The sequence below is a fragment of the Streptomonospora sediminis genome, assembly GCF_054778995.1.
The window spans coordinates 1-16,566 of record NZ_BAAGYZ010000031.1 but is presented as its reverse complement, the minus strand read 5'-3'; the positions used below and the strand labels follow the sequence as shown (position 1 = coordinate 16,566).

General features: G+C 71.3%; 12 protein-coding genes. 10 read left to right on the top strand and 2 right to left on the bottom strand.

The window, feature by feature from the left end:
* The first annotated feature begins 146 nt into the window (after positions 1-146).
* Both ACYVD5_RS08635 and ACYVD5_RS08630 read left to right on the top strand, forming a co-directional pair.
* The gene (locus ACYVD5_RS08635; RefSeq protein ID WP_461000420.1) at positions 147-1,628 is read left to right on the top strand and encodes a peptide MFS transporter; all 1,482 of its coding nucleotides are present in this window, start codon (positions 147-149) and stop codon (positions 1,626-1,628) included.
* Complete coding sequence (locus ACYVD5_RS08630) at positions 1,625-4,333, top strand: family 78 glycoside hydrolase catalytic domain (protein ID WP_461000419.1); 2,709 nt, start codon at positions 1,625-1,627, stop codon at positions 4,331-4,333. The genes ACYVD5_RS08635 and ACYVD5_RS08630 overlap by 4 nt, the downstream gene beginning before the upstream one ends.
* Before the next feature lie 194 nt (positions 4,334-4,527).
* Here the strand turns inward: ACYVD5_RS08630 and paaZ are convergent, their stop codons facing one another.
* On the bottom strand, positions 4,528-6,567 hold the full coding sequence (gene paaZ, locus ACYVD5_RS08625; RefSeq protein WP_461000418.1) for a phenylacetic acid degradation bifunctional protein PaaZ: 2,040 nt from the start codon (positions 6,565-6,567) through the stop codon (positions 4,528-4,530).
* A gap of 114 nt (positions 6,568-6,681) precedes the next feature.
* Here paaZ and paaA point away from each other — a divergent pair, with 114 nt between their 5' ends.
* From paaA to ACYVD5_RS08585, 8 genes are all read left to right on the top strand, one after another.
* Entirely contained in the window at positions 6,682-7,638 is a 957-nt protein-coding gene (gene paaA, locus ACYVD5_RS08620; RefSeq protein ID WP_461000417.1) for a 1,2-phenylacetyl-CoA epoxidase subunit PaaA, read from the top strand.
* A gap of 2 nt (positions 7,639-7,640) precedes the next feature.
* Entirely contained in the window at positions 7,641-7,961 is a 321-nt protein-coding gene (gene paaB / locus ACYVD5_RS08615; protein WP_461000416.1) for a 1,2-phenylacetyl-CoA epoxidase subunit PaaB, read from the top strand.
* Positions 7,962-7,968: 7 nt separating this feature from the next.
* The gene (gene paaC, locus ACYVD5_RS08610; protein ID WP_461000415.1) at positions 7,969-8,901 is read left to right on the top strand and encodes a 1,2-phenylacetyl-CoA epoxidase subunit PaaC; all 933 of its coding nucleotides are present in this window, start codon (positions 7,969-7,971) and stop codon (positions 8,899-8,901) included.
* Between the two features lie 40 nt (positions 8,902-8,941).
* Positions 8,942-9,475, top strand: a complete 534-nt coding sequence (paaD, locus tag ACYVD5_RS08605) for a 1,2-phenylacetyl-CoA epoxidase subunit PaaD (RefSeq protein WP_461000414.1) — start codon at positions 8,942-8,944, stop codon at positions 9,473-9,475.
* 1 nt (position 9,476) lies between these two features.
* Complete coding sequence (paaE, locus tag ACYVD5_RS08600; RefSeq protein ID WP_461000413.1) at positions 9,477-10,598, top strand: 1,2-phenylacetyl-CoA epoxidase subunit PaaE; 1,122 nt, start codon at positions 9,477-9,479, stop codon at positions 10,596-10,598.
* A 349-nt stretch (positions 10,599-10,947) separates the two neighbouring features.
* On the top strand, positions 10,948-12,831 hold the full coding sequence (locus ACYVD5_RS08595) for a glycoside hydrolase family 3 protein (RefSeq protein WP_461000412.1): 1,884 nt from the start codon (positions 10,948-10,950) through the stop codon (positions 12,829-12,831).
* 265 nt (positions 12,832-13,096) lie between these two features.
* Entirely contained in the window at positions 13,097-14,710 is a 1,614-nt protein-coding gene (locus ACYVD5_RS08590; RefSeq protein WP_461000411.1) for an ABC-F family ATP-binding cassette domain-containing protein, read from the top strand.
* 278 nt (positions 14,711-14,988) lie between these two features.
* Positions 14,989-15,312: a hypothetical protein gene (locus tag ACYVD5_RS08585; RefSeq protein WP_461000410.1), complete on the top strand. Its 324-nt coding sequence runs from the start codon at positions 14,989-14,991 to the stop codon at positions 15,310-15,312.
* Positions 15,313-15,438: 126 nt separating this feature from the next.
* On the opposite strand, the gene wrbA is transcribed toward ACYVD5_RS08585, so the two are convergent.
* Complete coding sequence (wrbA, locus tag ACYVD5_RS08580) at positions 15,439-16,059, bottom strand: NAD(P)H:quinone oxidoreductase type IV (protein WP_461000409.1); 621 nt, start codon at positions 16,057-16,059, stop codon at positions 15,439-15,441.
* Positions 16,060-16,566: the final 507 nt, after the last annotated feature.

Below are 16,566 nucleotides of genomic sequence, written 5' to 3'. Positions count from 1 at the left end.
CCGATGGCTCACTCGAGCCTAACTTGGTTAACGGTTAACAACAACCGTTGACGGTTAACTGTCAACCAAGTCATAGTGCTCTGAGTCTCACCAAGATCCCGGGCCCGGGGAGCGCGCAGGGCGCACATCGTCGCTATGGAGGAACCGTGCAGGTCAAAGCTGCTGATTCGCGGTCGGGATCCACCGCCGCGCAGCTCCGCCAACCCCCTGGGTTCGGCACGCTCTTCTTCACCGAATTATGGGAGCGGTTCAGCTTTGCCGGGATGCGCGCGATCCTCGTGCTGTTCATGGCCGCGCCGGTCGCGGAAGGCGGCCTCGGCCTCGGCGCCGTCATGGCGGCCAGCCTCTACGCCGTCTACAACTCGATGGTCTACATGCTCTCGCTGCCGGGCGGCTGGATCGCCGACCGGCTGTGGGGTTCGCAGCGTGCCGTGTTCGTCGGCGGTTGCACGATCGCCGCAGGCCATCTCGTGCTCACCATTCCGGCGGTGCCCACTTCCTACGCCGCGCTCGTGCTGATCGCCGTCGGCACCGGCATGCTCAAGGCCGGCGTGCCCACCATTTTGGGCGGCCTGTACGCACCCGGCGACCCGCGCCGCGATCCCGGGTTCACGCTGTACTACCTGTCCATCCAGATCGGCGGGTTCACCGCGCCGTTCGTCACCGGCGCGCTCGCCGCCTACTTCAACTGGCACGTGGCCTTTGCGGCGGCCGGGATCGGCATGCTGTTCGGTCTTGCCGTCTATGCCGCGGGCCGCAAGAAGTTCGGCAACGTGGGCAAGGCCGCGCCGCAGCCCGCCACTCTCCCGGAGCGGCGCACGGTCGCCCGCAAACTGCTGTTCTGGGGCGGCGCCGCAGTCGTGCTGCTCGTGGTCGACGTCGCACTCGGCTGGTTCAGCCTCACCCAGTTGATCAACATCATGAGCATCGTCGGGATCGTCGTGCCGATCGTTTACTTCATGGCGATGTTCCGTACCCCAGAGGTGACCCCCACAGAAAAGTCCCGGCTGTGGGCCTTTGTCTGGTTCTTCGTTGCCGCCGCCCTGTTCTGGCTCGTCTACGACCAGGCCGGCTCAACGGTCAGCCTGTTCATCAGGGACAGCACCGACCGGTCGATGTTCGGCTGGGAGATCCCGGTCGGGTTCTTCCAGTCCGCACACGCCGCATTCATGATCACACTGGGCAGTGCGTTCGTGCTGATCTGGGCCAAGATGGGCAGGCGCCAGCCGGGAACCCCCGCTAAGTTCGGGATCAGCCTGACGTTCATCGGCGGATCCTTTGTGCTTCTCGGTCTCGCCGCGACCACTGCGACCGGTGGCAACCAGGCGGTCGTGTGGTGGATCGTCGGATTCTTCTTCCTCCAAGGTGTCGCGGAGACCCACCTCGGCCCCGTTGGGCTGAGTGCCTCCAGCAAGCTCGCACCGGCCCGGTTCGCGACCCAGACCATCGGCTTGTGGTACCTGTCCACGGCCACCGGCGGCGCCATCCAGGGGCAGGTCGTCAAACTGCAGCATGTGCTGAGCACCCCGGCATACTTCGCCTCACAGGGGCTGCTGCTCGTGCTCGCCGGAGTGGCGCTCTTCTTCGCATCCCGACGAATCAGGAAACTCATGGGGGAGGCGCCGTGACCCCGTTGCAAGCGATCGACCTGCGCTGCGAGCATCTCGCCGGCGTGCCCTGCATCGACACCTCCACCGTGCAGCCCCGGTTGCGCTGGTCGCTGCAGGGTGAAGGCCGGGGCCGCGCCCAGACCGGCTACCGGGTCCTCGTCGCGCTGGACCCCGCCGACCTCGCAGCCGAACGCGGCACCGTGTGGGACTCCGGCACGGTCTCCTCGGCCGACCACGTCCAGGTCCTCTACGCGGGCCCGCCCTTGGGGCAGGGCACCACCTACCACTGGGCCGTGCGCGTGTACGACGAGCACGGTACGCCCGGTCCGTGGAGCGGTCCGGCCGCCTGGCGCACCGGCATCACGTGGTCGGCACCGTGGATCGCACACGACCGGCGGCACGACCCCGGTGTCGTTGATCCGGCATTCCGCTACGGGCCGACCAACCGGCGCGGCATGCCGCCCGCACCGATGCTGCGCCGCGAGTTCACCGCACCGGCCGGCCTGCGCTCGGCGGTGCTCTACATCACCGCACGGGGCCTCGCCGCCATGGAGGTCAACGGAACCGCCGTGGACGACGCCGAACTGGTCCCCGGATGGACCGACTACACGCGCCGCCAGCCGTACCACGCCGTTGACGTCACCGCGCTCGTTGCGCCGGGACCGAACGTGTTCGGCGCGACACTGGCCGACGGTTGGTACTCCGGTTTCGTCGGGAGCGATCCGCGCAGGCCGGGCAACCTGTACGGGCGGCAACCGTGGCTGCGCTGCGAACTCCACCTCGTCGCCGGCGACGGCCGCCGCACGGTCGTCGGCAGCGACGAACACTGGCGAAGCTCCTACGGACCGGTGCGGGGCGCCGACCTGCTGCGCGGTGAATCCTACGACGCGCGCCGCGAGGTGCCCGGCTGGTCCGCGCCGGGATTCCGCGCCGCGGACTGGCTGCCGGTACTGGTGGAATCGCACGGCGACGTGCCGATGGTCGCCGACCGCGCGCAACCGGTGCGTGCCGTGGAGGACATCCCGGCCCTGCGGGTCGAGCGGGTCGGCGGGGATCGGCACATCGTCGACTTCGGCCAGAACGTGGTGGGGCGGCTCCGGCTGCGGGTGCGCGCTCCCGCAGGCACCGTGCTCCACCTGCGGCACGCCGAGGCGCTCGACACCGGCGGCGAGCTGTACCGCGACAACCTGCGTACCGCCGACGCCGCTGACGTCTACGTCGCCGCAGGCAAGCCGGACGAGGTCTACGAGCCGCGCTTTACCGTGCACGGGTTCCGCTATGCCGAGATCAGCGGGACCGCCGAACTGGCCGCGGACGACCTCCGCGCCCGCGTGCTGCACACGGACATGCCGACAGCGGGCGGGTTCCGCTGCTCGGACGAGCTGGTGAACCGGCTGTGGAGCAACATCGTGCGGGGCATGCGCGGCAATGTCGTCGGGTTGCCCACCGACTGCCCGCAGCGCGACGAGCGGATGGGCTGGCTCGCAGACGCACAGGTGTTCGCGCCCACCGCGGCGCTGATCATGGACACCTCGGCCTTCTTCACCCGGTGGCTCGGTGACGTCAAGGACGCCCAGTCGGCCGAAGGTGCCTATCCCGACGTGGCGCCCAAGGTCCCGACCACCCGCGACGGTGCGCCGGCCTGGGCCGACGGTGGAGTGATCCTGCCGTGGCTGCTGTACCGCGTCTATGGCGACACCGCGATCCTGCGCGAGCACTGGAGCGCAATGGACCGCTACCTCGGTTTCCTCCGGCGCACCAACCCGGACCTGCGCTGGCGGCACCGGCGGCACAACGACTACGGAGACTGGCTCGCCGCCGGCGAGGAGACCTCGGGCGATCTGGTCGCCGCGGCGTACTGGGCGCATGATGCCGCGCTCATGGCCGAGATCGCCGAGGTGCTCGGCGAGACGGAGGCTGCGGCGGAGTACGCGCGGTTGCGGACCGAATTGGCCGAGGCATTCCGCGCCGACCACATCGCCTCCGACGGCACGGTCACCGGCGACACCCAGACTGGCTACGCGCTGGCCCTGGGCATGGACCTTGTGCCCGGGCACCTGCAGGAGGCGGCGGCCGGCCACCTGGTCGCCAACATCGGACGGCACGGTTGGCACCTAACCACCGGGTTCCTCGGAGTCGCGCTGCTGTGCCCCGTGCTTTCGGCGGCGGGGCACGCCGATGTCGCGCACCGGCTGCTCGCCCAGCGCGGGTACCCGTCGTGGGGCTACACGATCGACCGCGGCGCCACCACCGTTTGGGAACGCTGGAACGGCTGGACGGATGCGGACGGTTTCGCCTCGGCGAGCATGAACTCGTTCAACCATTACTCGCTCGGCTCGGTCGGTGCGTGGCTCATCGAGGGCGTCGCCGGCATCTCCGCCGCCGCGCCCGGCTACCGGAGGTTGTACATCGCCCCGCGACCCGGCCCGCTGCGCTGGGCCGAGGCGGAGTACCGGTCGGTGCGGGGCACCGTGCGCAGCCGGTGGCGGCGCGAGGACGACCGGTTCGTGCTGGCACTCACCGTGCCTCCGGGCGTGACCGCGACGGTTGCGCTGCCGGGTTCGGGAGCGGTGCGCGAAGACGGCCGGCCGGCCGGGGCCGCCGAGGGCGTCTTGGCGGCCGACCGGGACGGAACCACCGTCACCGTGCAGTCCGGGACCTACACCTTTGAGCGGAGCCTGGCCGACTGGAGCCCGGGCCCGGCGCCGCACCTCGACGCATGAGCAGCGGAGACACCGCGTAGTGGGCGGAGCCGGCCCGCCCGCCCGGCTCTGCGCCGCTTCGCGCCGGTGGCGGTATGCCGCCAAGTCGACATGCCGCCACGTCACCGTGTCACCGTGTCACCACGTCGCTGTGTCACCACATCGCGGCGTCGCCATGCCGCCTGCGAACCGCCGCAGCCGCCGCGGCCCGCCGGTCAGCCCTCCGTGTGCTCCTTGGCCACCAGGGTCAGTACGTCGTAGGTGGCCACCGGTTCCCCGTCGGCGTTGTCGACGACCGCGTCCCAGCGGACCTCGCCGTAGTCGGCGCGGGGGCGCGGGGTGATCCGTTTGGCGGTCAGGGTGACGGCGATCGAGTCGCCCGCCTTCACGGGCGTGCGGAAGCGCAGGTTGTCGACGCCGAAGTTCGCCAGCACCGGACCCGGATCCGGGTCGACGAACAGTCCCGCGGCCAGCGACACCACCAGGTAGCCGTGCGCGACGATACCGCCGAACAGCGGGTTGGCGGTGGCCGCCTCCGCATCGGTGTGGGCGTAGAACCTGTCGCCGGTGAACTCGGCGAAGTGGCCGATGTCCTCCAGGGTGACGGTGCGCCGCTCGGAGGCGATGGTGTCGCCGACCCGAAGCTCGGCCAGGCTCTTGCGGAACGGGTGCACACCGCCGCTGCGCCGCTGGGCCCCGCTGGTCCAGTTCCCGGTGACCGCGGTCAGCACATCAGGCGACGCCTGGACGGCCGTGCGCTGCATGTGGTGCAGCACGCCGCGGATACCGCCCAGCTCTTCGCCGCCCCCGGCCCGGCCGGGCCCGCCGTGCACGAGTACGGGCAGGGGGGAGCCGTGGCCGGTGGATTCCGCGGCGTTGTCGCGGTCGAGTACCAGCAGCCGGCCGTGCCAGGGCGCCAGACCCAGCACGAGCTCGCGGGCAACGGCCGGATCGCGGGTGACGACCGAGCCGACCAGGCTGCCGCGGCCGCGCGCCGCCAGCTCCACGGCCTCCTGGACGGTGCGGTAGCCGATCACCGTGCTGACCGGGCCGAACGCCTCGACGGCGTGCGGTTCGGCGGCATCCGGTCCGGCGTGCAGCAGCATGGGCGGCAGGAACGCCCCGAACTGCGGGTCCGCCCCGACCGGTGCGCACCGCTCGGGGTCGCCGCAAACGGTCCGGGCTGATCCGCGCAGCGCGGCGACGGCCTTGCGCACCTCGGTGCGCTGGTCCAGACCCGCCAGCGGCCCCATGCCGACCTGCGGGTCGGCGGGGTCGCCCACCACGACCGCCTCCAGCTGCTCGGTGACCGCGCCGATCACGTCCTCGGCCAGGTGTTCGGGCACGATCGCGCGCCGGATGGCCGTGCACTTCTGGCCGGTCTTGACGGTCATCTCGGTGACCAGTTGGTCGGCGAAGAGCGCGAACTCGGGGTCGCCCGGTGCGGCGTCGGGCCCCAGCACCGAGCAGTTGAGCGAGTCGGCCTCGACACCGAGGCGCACCCCGCCGTGCACGACCGCGGGGTGGGCACGCAGTTTCGCCCCGGTCTCGGCCGAGCCGGTGAAGGCGACGGTGTCCTGCGGGCCGAGCCGGTCGAGCAGGCCCGCGGGGCCGCCGGCGAGCAGTTGCAGGGTGCCCTCGGGCAGCAGCCCGGACTCGATGGTGCGGCGGACGACGAGTTCGGTGAGGTAGGCGGTCTGGCTTGCGGGTTTGACGATGCTGGGCATGCCGGCGAGGAACGCCGGGGCGAGTTTCTCCAGCATCCCCCACACCGGGAAGTTGAACGCGTTGATCTGCACGGCCACGCCCGGGCGGGAGGTGTAGATGTGCTGTCCGGCGAATGTGCCGCCGCGGCCGAGCCGCTCGGTGGGGCCGTCGGGCAGCACCGTGTCGTTGGGAAGTTCGCGGGCGCCGCGGCTCGCGTAGCTGAACAGGGTGCCGAAACCGCCGTCGATGTCGACGGTGTTGTCGCGCCTGGTGGCGCCGGTGCGGTGGGACAGCGCCCGGAACTCGTCGGCGATCCCGGTGAGGTGTTTGGCCAGGTTGCGCAGGATGGCCGCGCGCTCTTGGAAGGTGAGGGAGCGCAGCGCCGGGCCGCCGACGCGGCGCCCGTAGTCGACCATCGCGGCCACGTCGGGGCCGGTGGCGGAGAAGAGGGCGACGGTCTCGCCCGTTGCCGCGTCGGCCAGCGGCCGGCCCTCGCCGGAAGCGCTGTACCAGGCGCCCTGCACGTAGCTCTCCACAAGTGCGGTCACGGTTGCGGTCCTCTCCGTTGCGCCCTCGGCGTGCGTGGTGGCAGAATATTACAGACCGTTCGGTCAGTAAATCGCCTCGCGCGGTCCGGGCGGATCGCCGGAGCAGGAGGAGCCATGGCGGCACCCGCAGCGGCCGACGAGGAAAGCCGCAACGCCGAGTTCGAGGCCATCATCGACCGCCACGAGCGCGTCGAACCCCGCGACTGGATGCCCGAGGGCTACCGCAGAACACTCGTCCGCCAGATCGCCCAGCACGCCCACTCCGAGATCATCGGCATGCAGCCCGAAGGCGCCTGGATCGCGCGGGCACCCTCGCTGCGCCGCAAAGCGATCCTGCTCGCCAAAGTGCAGGACGAGGCCGGCCACGGGCTGTACCTGTACTCCGCCGCCGAAACCCTGGGCGTCGACCGCGCCGAACTGACCCGGCGGCTCATCGAGGGGACCCAGAAGTACTCCTCGATCTTCAACTACCCCACCCCCTCCTACGCCGACGTCGGCACCATCGGCTGGCTGGTCGACGGCGCCGCCATCTGCAACCAGGTGCCGCTGTGCCGCAGCTCCTACGGCCCCTACAGCAGAGCCATGATCCGTATCTGCAAGGAGGAGTCCTTCCACCAGCGCCAGGGCTACGAACTGCTGATGGCGATGATGCGCGGCACCGAACAGCAGCGCGCCATGGTCCAGGAATCCGTCGACCGCTGGTGGTGGCCCTCACTGATGATGTTCGGCCCGCCCGACGCCGACTCCCCCAACACCGCGCAGTCCATGCGCTGGGGCATCAAACGCCACACCAACGACGAACTCCGCCAGCGATTTGTCGACATGACGGTTCCGCAGGCCCGCGCGCTGGGTGTGCGCCTGCCCGACCCCGAACTGGCCTGGAACCCCGAACGCGGAGCCCACGACTTCGGCCGGCCCGACTGGGACGAGTTCGCGCGCGTCCTCAGAGGCGACGGCCCCTGCAACGCCGAACGGATCGCCCACCGCCGCCGCGCCCACGACCAGGGCGCCTGGGTGCGCGAAGCCGCCGCGGCGTTCGCAGCGGGCACCGGAACCGAGGAAGGAGAGTGACCATGGCCGATCCGACGGCCCGCGAACCCGCGGCGCCCGGCGCAGCCGACTGGCCGCTGTACGAGGTGTTCGTGCGCGGCAAACGCGGGCTCAACCACGTACACGTCGGCTCGCTGCACGCGGCCGACGACGAGATGGCCCTGCGCCGCGCCCGCGACGTCTACACCCGCCGCAACGAGGGCGTGAGCGTGTGGGTGGTGCGCGCCGCCCTGATCGCGGCCTCCAGCCCCGACGAGAAGGACCCGATGTTCGCCCCCAGCGGCGACAAGGTCTACCGCCACCCCACCTTCTACACGATCCCCGACGACGTGCCGCACATGTGAGGCCGCCATGACGTACTCACCCGCAGCCGACCCGAACGACCAGTCGGTGTACTCCGGCCTGGTCGGCGTCGACGCCGACTCCTCGCAATGGGCGTTCGGCACCGGCTTCGACGACCCGCTGGCCGGAGTCGACACCACCGTGCCCGCCGGGGTCGACCGCGCCGACCTCGCCGCCTACTGCCTGATGCTCGGTGACGACGCGCTCGTGCTCGCGCAGCGCCTGGCCGAATGGTGCAGCCGCGCACCCGAACTGGAGGAGGACGTGGCGCTGGCCAACATCTCGCTGGACCTGCTGGGGCAGGCGCGGCTGCTGCTCGCTCGCGCCGCCGCAGCCGATCCGGGGACCGTTCCCGCGCTGCCGCCCGACTCCCCCGTCCCCGCCGAGGACGCGCTCGCCTTCTTCCGCGGGCCCGGCGGATTCCGCAACGTCGCACTCGCCGAACTCGCAAACGGCGATTTCGCGCAGTCGTCGCTGCGGCTGCTGGTGTTCTCGGTATGGCGGCTGGCCCTACTGGAGCGCCTGCGCGGCTCGGCCGACCCCGTGCTCGCCGCCGTCGCCGCCAAGGGCGCTGCCGAGGTCGCCTACCACCGCGACTACGCCGCCCGGTGGACCGTCACCCTGGCGCGCGGCACAGCGGAGTCCCGCCGCCGGATCCGGGCCGGTGCCGGCGAGGTGTGGCCGCACGCCGCAGAGCTGTTCGCCGCCGACCCGGTGGAATCGCGCATGGCCGCGGCCGGCGCCGCCGCCGAACCCGGCGAAGTGCGCGCCGCATGCCAGGAGGTACTGGACGAGGTCCTCACCGCCGCCGACCTGCCGCGCCCCGATCTCGGCGCCGCCGCGCGGGCACGCGGGCGCCGCGGTGAGCACACGCCCGCGCTCGCCGAGTTGCTCGCCGACATGCAGTCGCTGGCGCGCGAGCACCCGCGGGCGACATGGTGAGTGCCCGGTGAACGGACCGGCGAACAGGGAGATGCGAGCGATGGACGACACCCCTACCGCGCAGCACCCGGCCGACACCGCCCGGGAACGGGCCTGGCGTGCCGCCGCATCGGTCACCGACCCCGAACTCCCCATGCTGACACTGGCCGACCTGGGCATCCTGCGCGATGTCAGCGCCGACGGCCGCGGCGGCGCCACCGCGAGCCTCACCCCCACCTACTCGGGCTGCCCGGCGATGGCCGCCATCCGCGCCGACGTCGACCGCGCGCTGCGCGCCGACGGCTTCACAACGGTCGAGGTGCGCACGGTGCTGCACCCGCCGTGGTCGTCGTCGTGGATCACCGAACGCGGCAAGCGGCTGCTGGCCGAGCACGGCATTTCACCGCCGGGGCGGGCGCCCCGACGCGACGGCCCCGTCCCGCTGTCGCTGACCCCGCGCAGCCGCGCGCTGCACTGCCCGCGGTGCGGTTCCGGCGCGGCCGAACTCACCTCGGAGTTCGGCGCCACCGCCTGCAAGGCGCTGTACCGCTGCACCGCGTGCGGCGAGCCCTTCGAACACTTGAAGGAGATCTGACGTGGCCGCCTCGCCGACAGTCCCCGCAGCGCCCGCGGCTTCGGCGGCGCCCGGCAGCCGGCGCCGCGCCTCCGGTTTCCACGCGCTGCGCGTCGCCGCCGTCGAACCGCTGTGCCCCGATGCGGCCGCCGTGACGTTCGATGTCCCGCCGGAGTCGGCAGCCGGATTCGCCTTCTCCCCCGGCCAGTCGCTGACCCTGCGCCGCTGGATCGGCGGCCGCGAGCACCGGCGCACCTACTCGATCTGCTCGCCTGCGGGCGGTCCGCTGCGCATCGGCGTGCGCGAGGTCCCCGGCGGCCTGTTCTCGACCTGGCTGCTGCACGAGGTCGCCCCCGGGGACCGGATCGAGGCCGCCGCGCCCGCCGGGTCCTTCTGCGCCGACCCCGGCCAGGGCGGGCGGCACCTACTGATCGGCGCCGGATCCGGTATCACACCGCTGCTGTCCATCGCGGTGTCCCTGCTGGAGGGCGATCAGTGGGCCGAGGTGGCGCTGGTGTACGGCAACCGCACTTCGCGCACCGTCATGTTCGCCGAAGAACTGGCCGACCTGAAGAACCGGTTCGCCGACCGGTTCCAGCTCATCCACGTGCTCTCCCGCGAGCCCCGCGACGCCGAACTGCTGTCCGGGCGGTTGGCTCCCGACCGGCTGCGGCGGGTGCTGGAGGCGCTGGTGCCGGTGGCCGGCACCGACCACGTGTGGCTGTGCGGGCCCTTCGGCCTGGCCGAGGGGGCGCGGGAGGTCCTCGCCGGCTTCGGCGTGCCCGGCGAGCGGGTGCACCGCGAACTGTTCCACGTCGACGCCCCGCCCCCGCCGCCGCAGCGCGCCGCCGCCATTGCAGCGCAGGATGCCGGGACCCTGACCGTTGTGCTCGACGGCCGCAGCACGAGCGCGCCGCTGCCACCCGGCGCCACGGTCCTCGATGCGGCGCAGGCGGCGCGCGCGGACATGCCGTTCGCCTGCCGCGGCGGAGTGTGCGGCACCTGCCGGGCCCGGGTCACCGCCGGCGAGGTCGAGATGCGGCGCAACTACGCACTTGAGGACGCCGAGGTGGCGGCGGGGTTCGTGCTCACCTGCCAGTCCGAGCCCGCCACAACCGACGTGGCGGTCGACTACGACGCGTGAGTTCCGCGGTCGGCGCCGGCCGCCGCGGCCACAACCGGCCCCGGCCCGTTCGGGCGCTGCCCGCTTGGCCCCGCCGCGCCTATAGCCGGAGTCCGCGCTGCGCAAAATCCCGGCAGCCGACTGAGCCGTTCGCCGCCGCCGGAGCGCGGGTCGGCGATCCTGCCCTGCGGTGCGGCGGATCCGGCACGCAACGTACTTGACGCTCCTACCCAGCGTTATTTACCGTTACTTTACTTCCGGCCGGAAGGGGCAAAAGAGACACCGACCGCAACACTGCCCGTCGGGGCAACGTGCCGGATGGGGGCCGCCGGGTTTGCTACGCGCCGCAAGGCGCAGACACAGGAGGTCGATGATGGCAGGTCCCCGCGCGGCAACCGCGCGTTCCGGTAGATCCCGCTCCCTCGCCGCCGCATGCGCAGCGGCCGCCGGCGCGCTCCTGGCGCCGCTGATGGTCGCGGCCACACCCACCCCCGCTGCAGCTGCGGGCCCCCGATGCGGCTCCACCGCGGACTGCCTCGCGCAGATGACCCTGGAGGAGAAGGCGGGCCAGATGACGCAGGTGAACCACGTCAACGTCATGGAGGACAAGGAGGCCATCGCCGAGTACGGCATCGGCTCCCTGCTCTCCGGCGGCGGCGCCGGACCCGGCGGCGAAGCCGGCGGCACCGCCACCGAATGGGCCGACATGTACGACGAATACCAGCGCGCCGCCCTCGGCAGCCGGCTGGGAATCCCGCTGATCTACGGCGTCGACGCCGTGCACGGCCACAACAACGTCGAAGGCGCCACCGTCTTCCCGCACAACATCGGCATGGGGGCCACCCGCAACCCCTGGCTGGTGCACCGCACCCAGAGCATCACCCGCAAAGAGGTGCTGGGCACCGGCATCGACTGGAACTTCGCGCCCGCGGTCAGCGTGCCCCGCGACGACCGGTGGGGCCGCACCTACGAAGGCTTCGGCGAGGTCCCCTGGCTGGCCGGCCGGATGGGCGCCGCCTCCGTACGCGCCTTCCAAGGCCACCGCCTCGACTCCCGCGGTGTCGCCGCCACCGCCAAACACTACGTCGCCGACGGCGGCACCACCTGGGGCACCGGCCAGGACGAGTACCTGATCGACCAGGGCGATGCGCAGATGAGCGAGCGCGAGCTGCGCAGGATCCACCTTGCGCCCTACCGCTCCGCGCTGCGCGCCGGCGCCGCCACGGTCATGGCCTCCTTCAGCAGCTGGAACGGCCTGAAGATGCACCAGCACGACTACCTCGTCAACGACGTGCTCAAGGGCGAACTCGGCTTCGACGGCGTCGTGGTCTCCGACTGGGGCGGCGTGCGCCAGGTCGAAGGCGACACCTACGCCGAGAAGGTACGCAAGTCGATCAACGCCGGCTTGGACATGATCATGGTCCCTGACGACTACAAGCAGAACATCAACGCCATCGTCGGCGAGGTCCGCGCCGGACGCATCAGCGAGAAACGCATCGACGACGCCGTTGGCCGCATCCTCGACCTCAAGTTCGACATGGAGCTGTTCGCGAAGCCCTTCACCGACCGCGGCCGCACCGCCGGTGTCGGCTCACCCGAGCACCGCAAGGTCGCCCGCGAGGCGGTCGCCCAGTCCCAGGTGCTGCTGAAGAACGACGGCGGTGTGCTGCCGCTGTCGCGCCACTCGGGCAAGGACATCGTGGTGGGCGGCAAAACCGCCGACAACCTCGGCTACCAGCTCGGCGGCTGGGCGATCAGTTGGCAGGGCGGCAGCGGCGACACCACCGAGGGCACCACCTTCTGGGAAGCCATCCAGCAGGAAACCAAGCGCACACGCACCGACGTGGAGTTCGTCGGCACCGAAACCGGCGGCGACTACTCCGCCGACATCGGCATCTGGGTGGGCGGCGAAACCCCATACGCCGAAGGGCAGGGCGACGACGCCGACCTGGCGCTGAGCCGGGACGACACCGAACAGCTCACCGATATCTGCGCCAAGACCGAGGTCTGCATCGCCATGCTCGTGTCGGGTCGCCCGCTGATCATCAACGAGGAGCTGAAAACCGCCGACGCGTTCGTCGCCTCTTGGCTGCCGGGCAGCGAGGGAGCGGGCATGACCGACGTCCTGTTCGGCCGCGAGCGCTTCCGCGGCCGGCTCCCGGTCACCTGGCCGTCTGCGGTCGACCAGGAGCCCATCAACCGCGGCGACGGCCAGGACCCCCTGTTCCGCCTGGGCTACGGTCTGCGCCGCTGACCCCGGCCAACACCAACCCCGCACCCGCTGCCGCGGCAGCGGGCGGCCGCGCCGGCACCCCCAGCCGGCGCGGCCGCCCCGTGCCGGCTGGGGGTGCCGAAAATTGCGTTGCGCCGCGGATACGCCCGGTGGCAACCTGGTGAGCGCGGGGTGAAACCCGAGCACGACGTTTGTCCACCACATGGAGGCGACCCTTTCCGATGCGCATGACCCACGGAACCGCGACCGCTCTGCTCGTTCCGTCGGCTCATCGCCGGGAGGCCCCATGTCCCACGCCATCGTCTGCTCCGACCTCGCCTTTGACTGGCCCGACGGCACCGTCGTCTTCACGGGCCTGAACGCCGCCTTCGACACCGGCCGCACCGGCCTGATCGGCCTGAACGGCTCCGGCAAGTCCACCCTGCTCAAGCTCATCACCGGTCGGCTCGCGCCCACAGCGGGCAGCGTGCACGCCCTCGGCGACATCGGCCACCTCGACCAGGGCCTCACCCTCGATACCGGCCGGTCCGTGGCCGAACTGCTGGGCATCCAGCGCACCCGCGCCGCACTGCGCGCCATTGAGGGCGGCGACGCCTCCGAAACCAACTTCACCGCCGTCGGCGACGACTGGGACATCGAAGAGCGCGCGGTCGCCCAACTCGAACGGTTCGGCATCGCGCTCGACGGCGGTGCGCCCTTGGACCGCACTGTCGGCACGCTCTCCGGCGGCGAAGCGGTACTCACCGGGCTCGCCGGGCTCATCCTGCGCCGCCCCGCCGTCGCCGTGCTCGACGAACCCACCAACAACCTCGATGCCAGGGCTCGCGCCCTGCTGTACGAAGCCGTCGAGGACTGGCGCGGCGTGCTGGTCGTCGTCAGCCACGACCGCGAACTGCTGGAGCGCGTCGACCGCATCGCCGAACTCCGCGAAGGCGGCATCCGCACCTGGGGCGGCAACTACAGCTCCTATATCGAGCAGTTGACCGCCGAACAGGAGGCGGCCCAGCGCGCGGTCCGCGCGGCCGAGGCCGATGTCCGGCGCGAAAAACGCCAGGTCATCGAGGCAAAAACCAAACTCGACCGCCGGGCCCGCTACGGCCGCAAAATGAACGAGGCCAAGCGCGAACCCAAGGTGGTCATGAACCAGCGCAAGCGCGACGCGCAGGTCTCGGCGGGCAAGCACCGCATCATGCATTCGGAGAAACTGGAGGAGGCCGAACAGGCGCTGGCCGGGTCGGAAGCCGCGGTGCGCGACGACGACCGCATCCGCATCGCACTGCCCGACACCGCCGTGCCCGCCGGCCGCACCGTGCTCGAACTGGACGGTCCCGATGGCCGCATCCGTGTGCAGGGCCCCGAGCGGATCGCGCTGACCGGCGACAACGGATCCGGCAAGACCACGCTGCTGCGCGCCATCGCCGAATCCGCGGCCCACCCCGCGGTGGCGGTCGCCCGCTCCACCGACCGGGTCGGCTACCTGCCCCAGCGCCTCGACGTCCTCGACGACTCGATGAGCGTGCTGGACAACGTGCGCGCCGCAGCGCCGTCGGCGACCCCGCACCAGGTCCGGGCCAACCTGGCCAGGTTCCTCATCCGCGGTGACCGGGTGGGCGACCCTGCCGGGGTGCTGTCGGGCGGCGAGCGCTTCCGGGTATCGCTGGCCCGGATCCTGCTGGCCGATCCGCCGCCGCAACTGCTCATCCTGGACGAGCCCACCAACAATCTCGATCTCGACAGCGTCGACCGGCTCACCGAGGCGCTTGCCGCCTACCGGGGCGCGCTCATCGTGGCCGGGCACGACACCCGCTTCCTCGCCGAGATCGGCATCACCCGCTGGTGGCACCTGGAACGCGGCGGCGCCCCCAGCGAGGCCGACCCTCCGCGCCCGGCCGGCGGGTAGCGCCGCGGGTCCGCCGGCCGCAGGGGCGCAGCCGGGGCCGGGGTGCGCGGAGTCGGCGAGTCGACAGGTCGCCATGCAGCCGAGTCGGTTCGACCGCATGGCGCCAATGCGCCGAGCGTCCACAGGGGCGCGTACTCCGGCAGTGCGGCAAGCACCGGGCGCCGCGCACCCGGGCCCCGGCGGCCGGGTCGCCAAGTCGACAGGTCGCCGAACCCGCCTGGCGCCATGTCCATCCAGGGCACATGGCGCTCTGCAGGGCGCAGTTCTAGCGTGGATCCATGACGAGTCGACGAATGCGTTCTTTTGCCGCCGGTGTGCTGATCGCCAACAGCGCGCCGCACCTCGCGACCGCGGTGCGCGGGCACCGGCATCTCACCCCGTTGGCCGGTCGCGACTCCGGACCGGTCGTCAACGGGATCTGGGCCGGCATGAACCTCGCCGCGGGGGTGCTGCTACTGAGCGGCAAGCGCACCGGCAGCGCCGCGCGCTGGGACGGTGACCTGGTCGCGTTCGAGGCCGGCTACCTCACCCTGGCCCTGTGGATGGCGGGTTCCGAGGCGGCGCTGCGGATCAACTGGGACCGGGACACCGCGGCGGAGTAGCAGCCGGGGGTGGGCCGGATACAAGAAGAAGGAGGAGACCGCACCCCGCGGTCTCCTCCTTCTCTTTTCTTGCTCCGGCTCTTGCCCCGGCGCCCGTCAGGGCGCGGTCGGCTCCGGGTCAGCGGCTCAGGCGGCCGCCAGGCCGGCCTTGAGGTTGCCGGCGACGCGCACCACGCGCCGCGCCTGCACCTCGGCGGCCGTGTGCGCCACGTCGTCGACGGGCAGCTGGCCGGCACCGTCGACGTGTGAGGTGCCGTAGGGGTTGCCGTCGGTGAACTTGCTCGGGTCGGTGAAGCCGGGGGGAACGATGATCCCGCCGAAGTGGTAGAAGGTGTGCGACAGCGCCAGCAGGGTCGACTCCTGGCCGCCGTGCAGGGTCGCCGACGAGGTGAACCCGCTGTAGACCTTGTCCGCGAGCAGGCCCTGCTGCCACTGCGGGCCGAGCTGGTCGATGAACTGCTTCAGCTGCGAGGCGATGTTCCCGTAGCGGGTCGGCGAGCCGAAGATGACTGCGTCCGCCCACACGACGTCGTCGGCCGTGGCCTCGGCGATGTCCTTGGTCGCCTCGGCGTTGGCGGCCCAGGCGGGGTTGCCTGCGATGGCCGCTTCGGGCGCCAGCTCGCGGACCTTGAGCAGCCGGACCTCCGCGCCCTCCTTCTGCGCGGCCTCCTCCAGCTTGCTGGCAATGCTGTAGCCGTTGCCGGTGGAGGAGTAGTAGATGATGCTCAACTTCACGGGCTCGCTCATAGTTCCCTCCGGGGAAGCAGTCGCTGCAAGTGCTTTCCTAGAAAGATAATGTCTTCGCATGGATATTGCGACCAGTGCACCCTGTGACGCGTCGCACCCGGGGGCTCCGGCCCGCCAGTGGCGGATCGCGGGCTAATAGAGTGGTCCAGATCACTGGCCGTCGAGTTGGCATCCATGGAGGGCGGGGCTAGAGTGGATCGGGTCGCCTGATGGAGCGCCGAGTTCGGCGCGGACTCGGGCGGCGGTCTTCCTCGGTCGCAGCGAACACCCAACGGTGGGCGTGACCGCATCCCAGATCCGACACTCCTTCGAGTTCAGTCGGTATCGGCGGGTCTCGATAAGATCGTTTCTCCGTCGCTGCTGCGCCCGAAAGAGTTGGATACGGGAATCGGGAATTCCGCCGAAACCGCCGATTTGGCGGGGTGCGGGGAACCTGATAAAGTGAAGACATAACAAAGAGCGGATGCCCGCCGCCTTCCAAACGGAAGGCGAACGGAAATCCGCCGG

Excerpts from the sequence above, each read along its gene's own strand:
- paaA (WP_461000417.1), top strand. The coding sequence starts at position 6,682 with ATGGCGGCACCCGCAGCGGCCGACGAGGAAAGCCGCAACGCCGAGTTC.
- paaB (WP_461000416.1), top strand. The coding sequence starts at position 7,641 with ATGGCCGATCCGACGGCCCGCGAACCCGCGGCGCCCGGCGCAGCCGAC.
- paaC (WP_461000415.1), top strand. The coding sequence starts at position 7,969 with ATGACGTACTCACCCGCAGCCGACCCGAACGACCAGTCGGTGTACTCC.
- paaD (WP_461000414.1), top strand. The coding sequence starts at position 8,942 with ATGGACGACACCCCTACCGCGCAGCACCCGGCCGACACCGCCCGGGAA.
- ACYVD5_RS08595 (WP_461000412.1), top strand. The coding sequence starts at position 10,948 with ATGATGGCAGGTCCCCGCGCGGCAACCGCGCGTTCCGGTAGATCCCGC.
- ACYVD5_RS08590 (WP_461000411.1), top strand. The coding sequence starts at position 13,097 with ATGTCCCACGCCATCGTCTGCTCCGACCTCGCCTTTGACTGGCCCGAC.
- ACYVD5_RS08585 (WP_461000410.1), top strand. The coding sequence starts at position 14,989 with ATGACGAGTCGACGAATGCGTTCTTTTGCCGCCGGTGTGCTGATCGCC.
- wrbA (WP_461000409.1), bottom strand. The coding sequence starts at position 16,059 with ATGAGCGAGCCCGTGAAGTTGAGCATCATCTACTACTCCTCCACCGGC.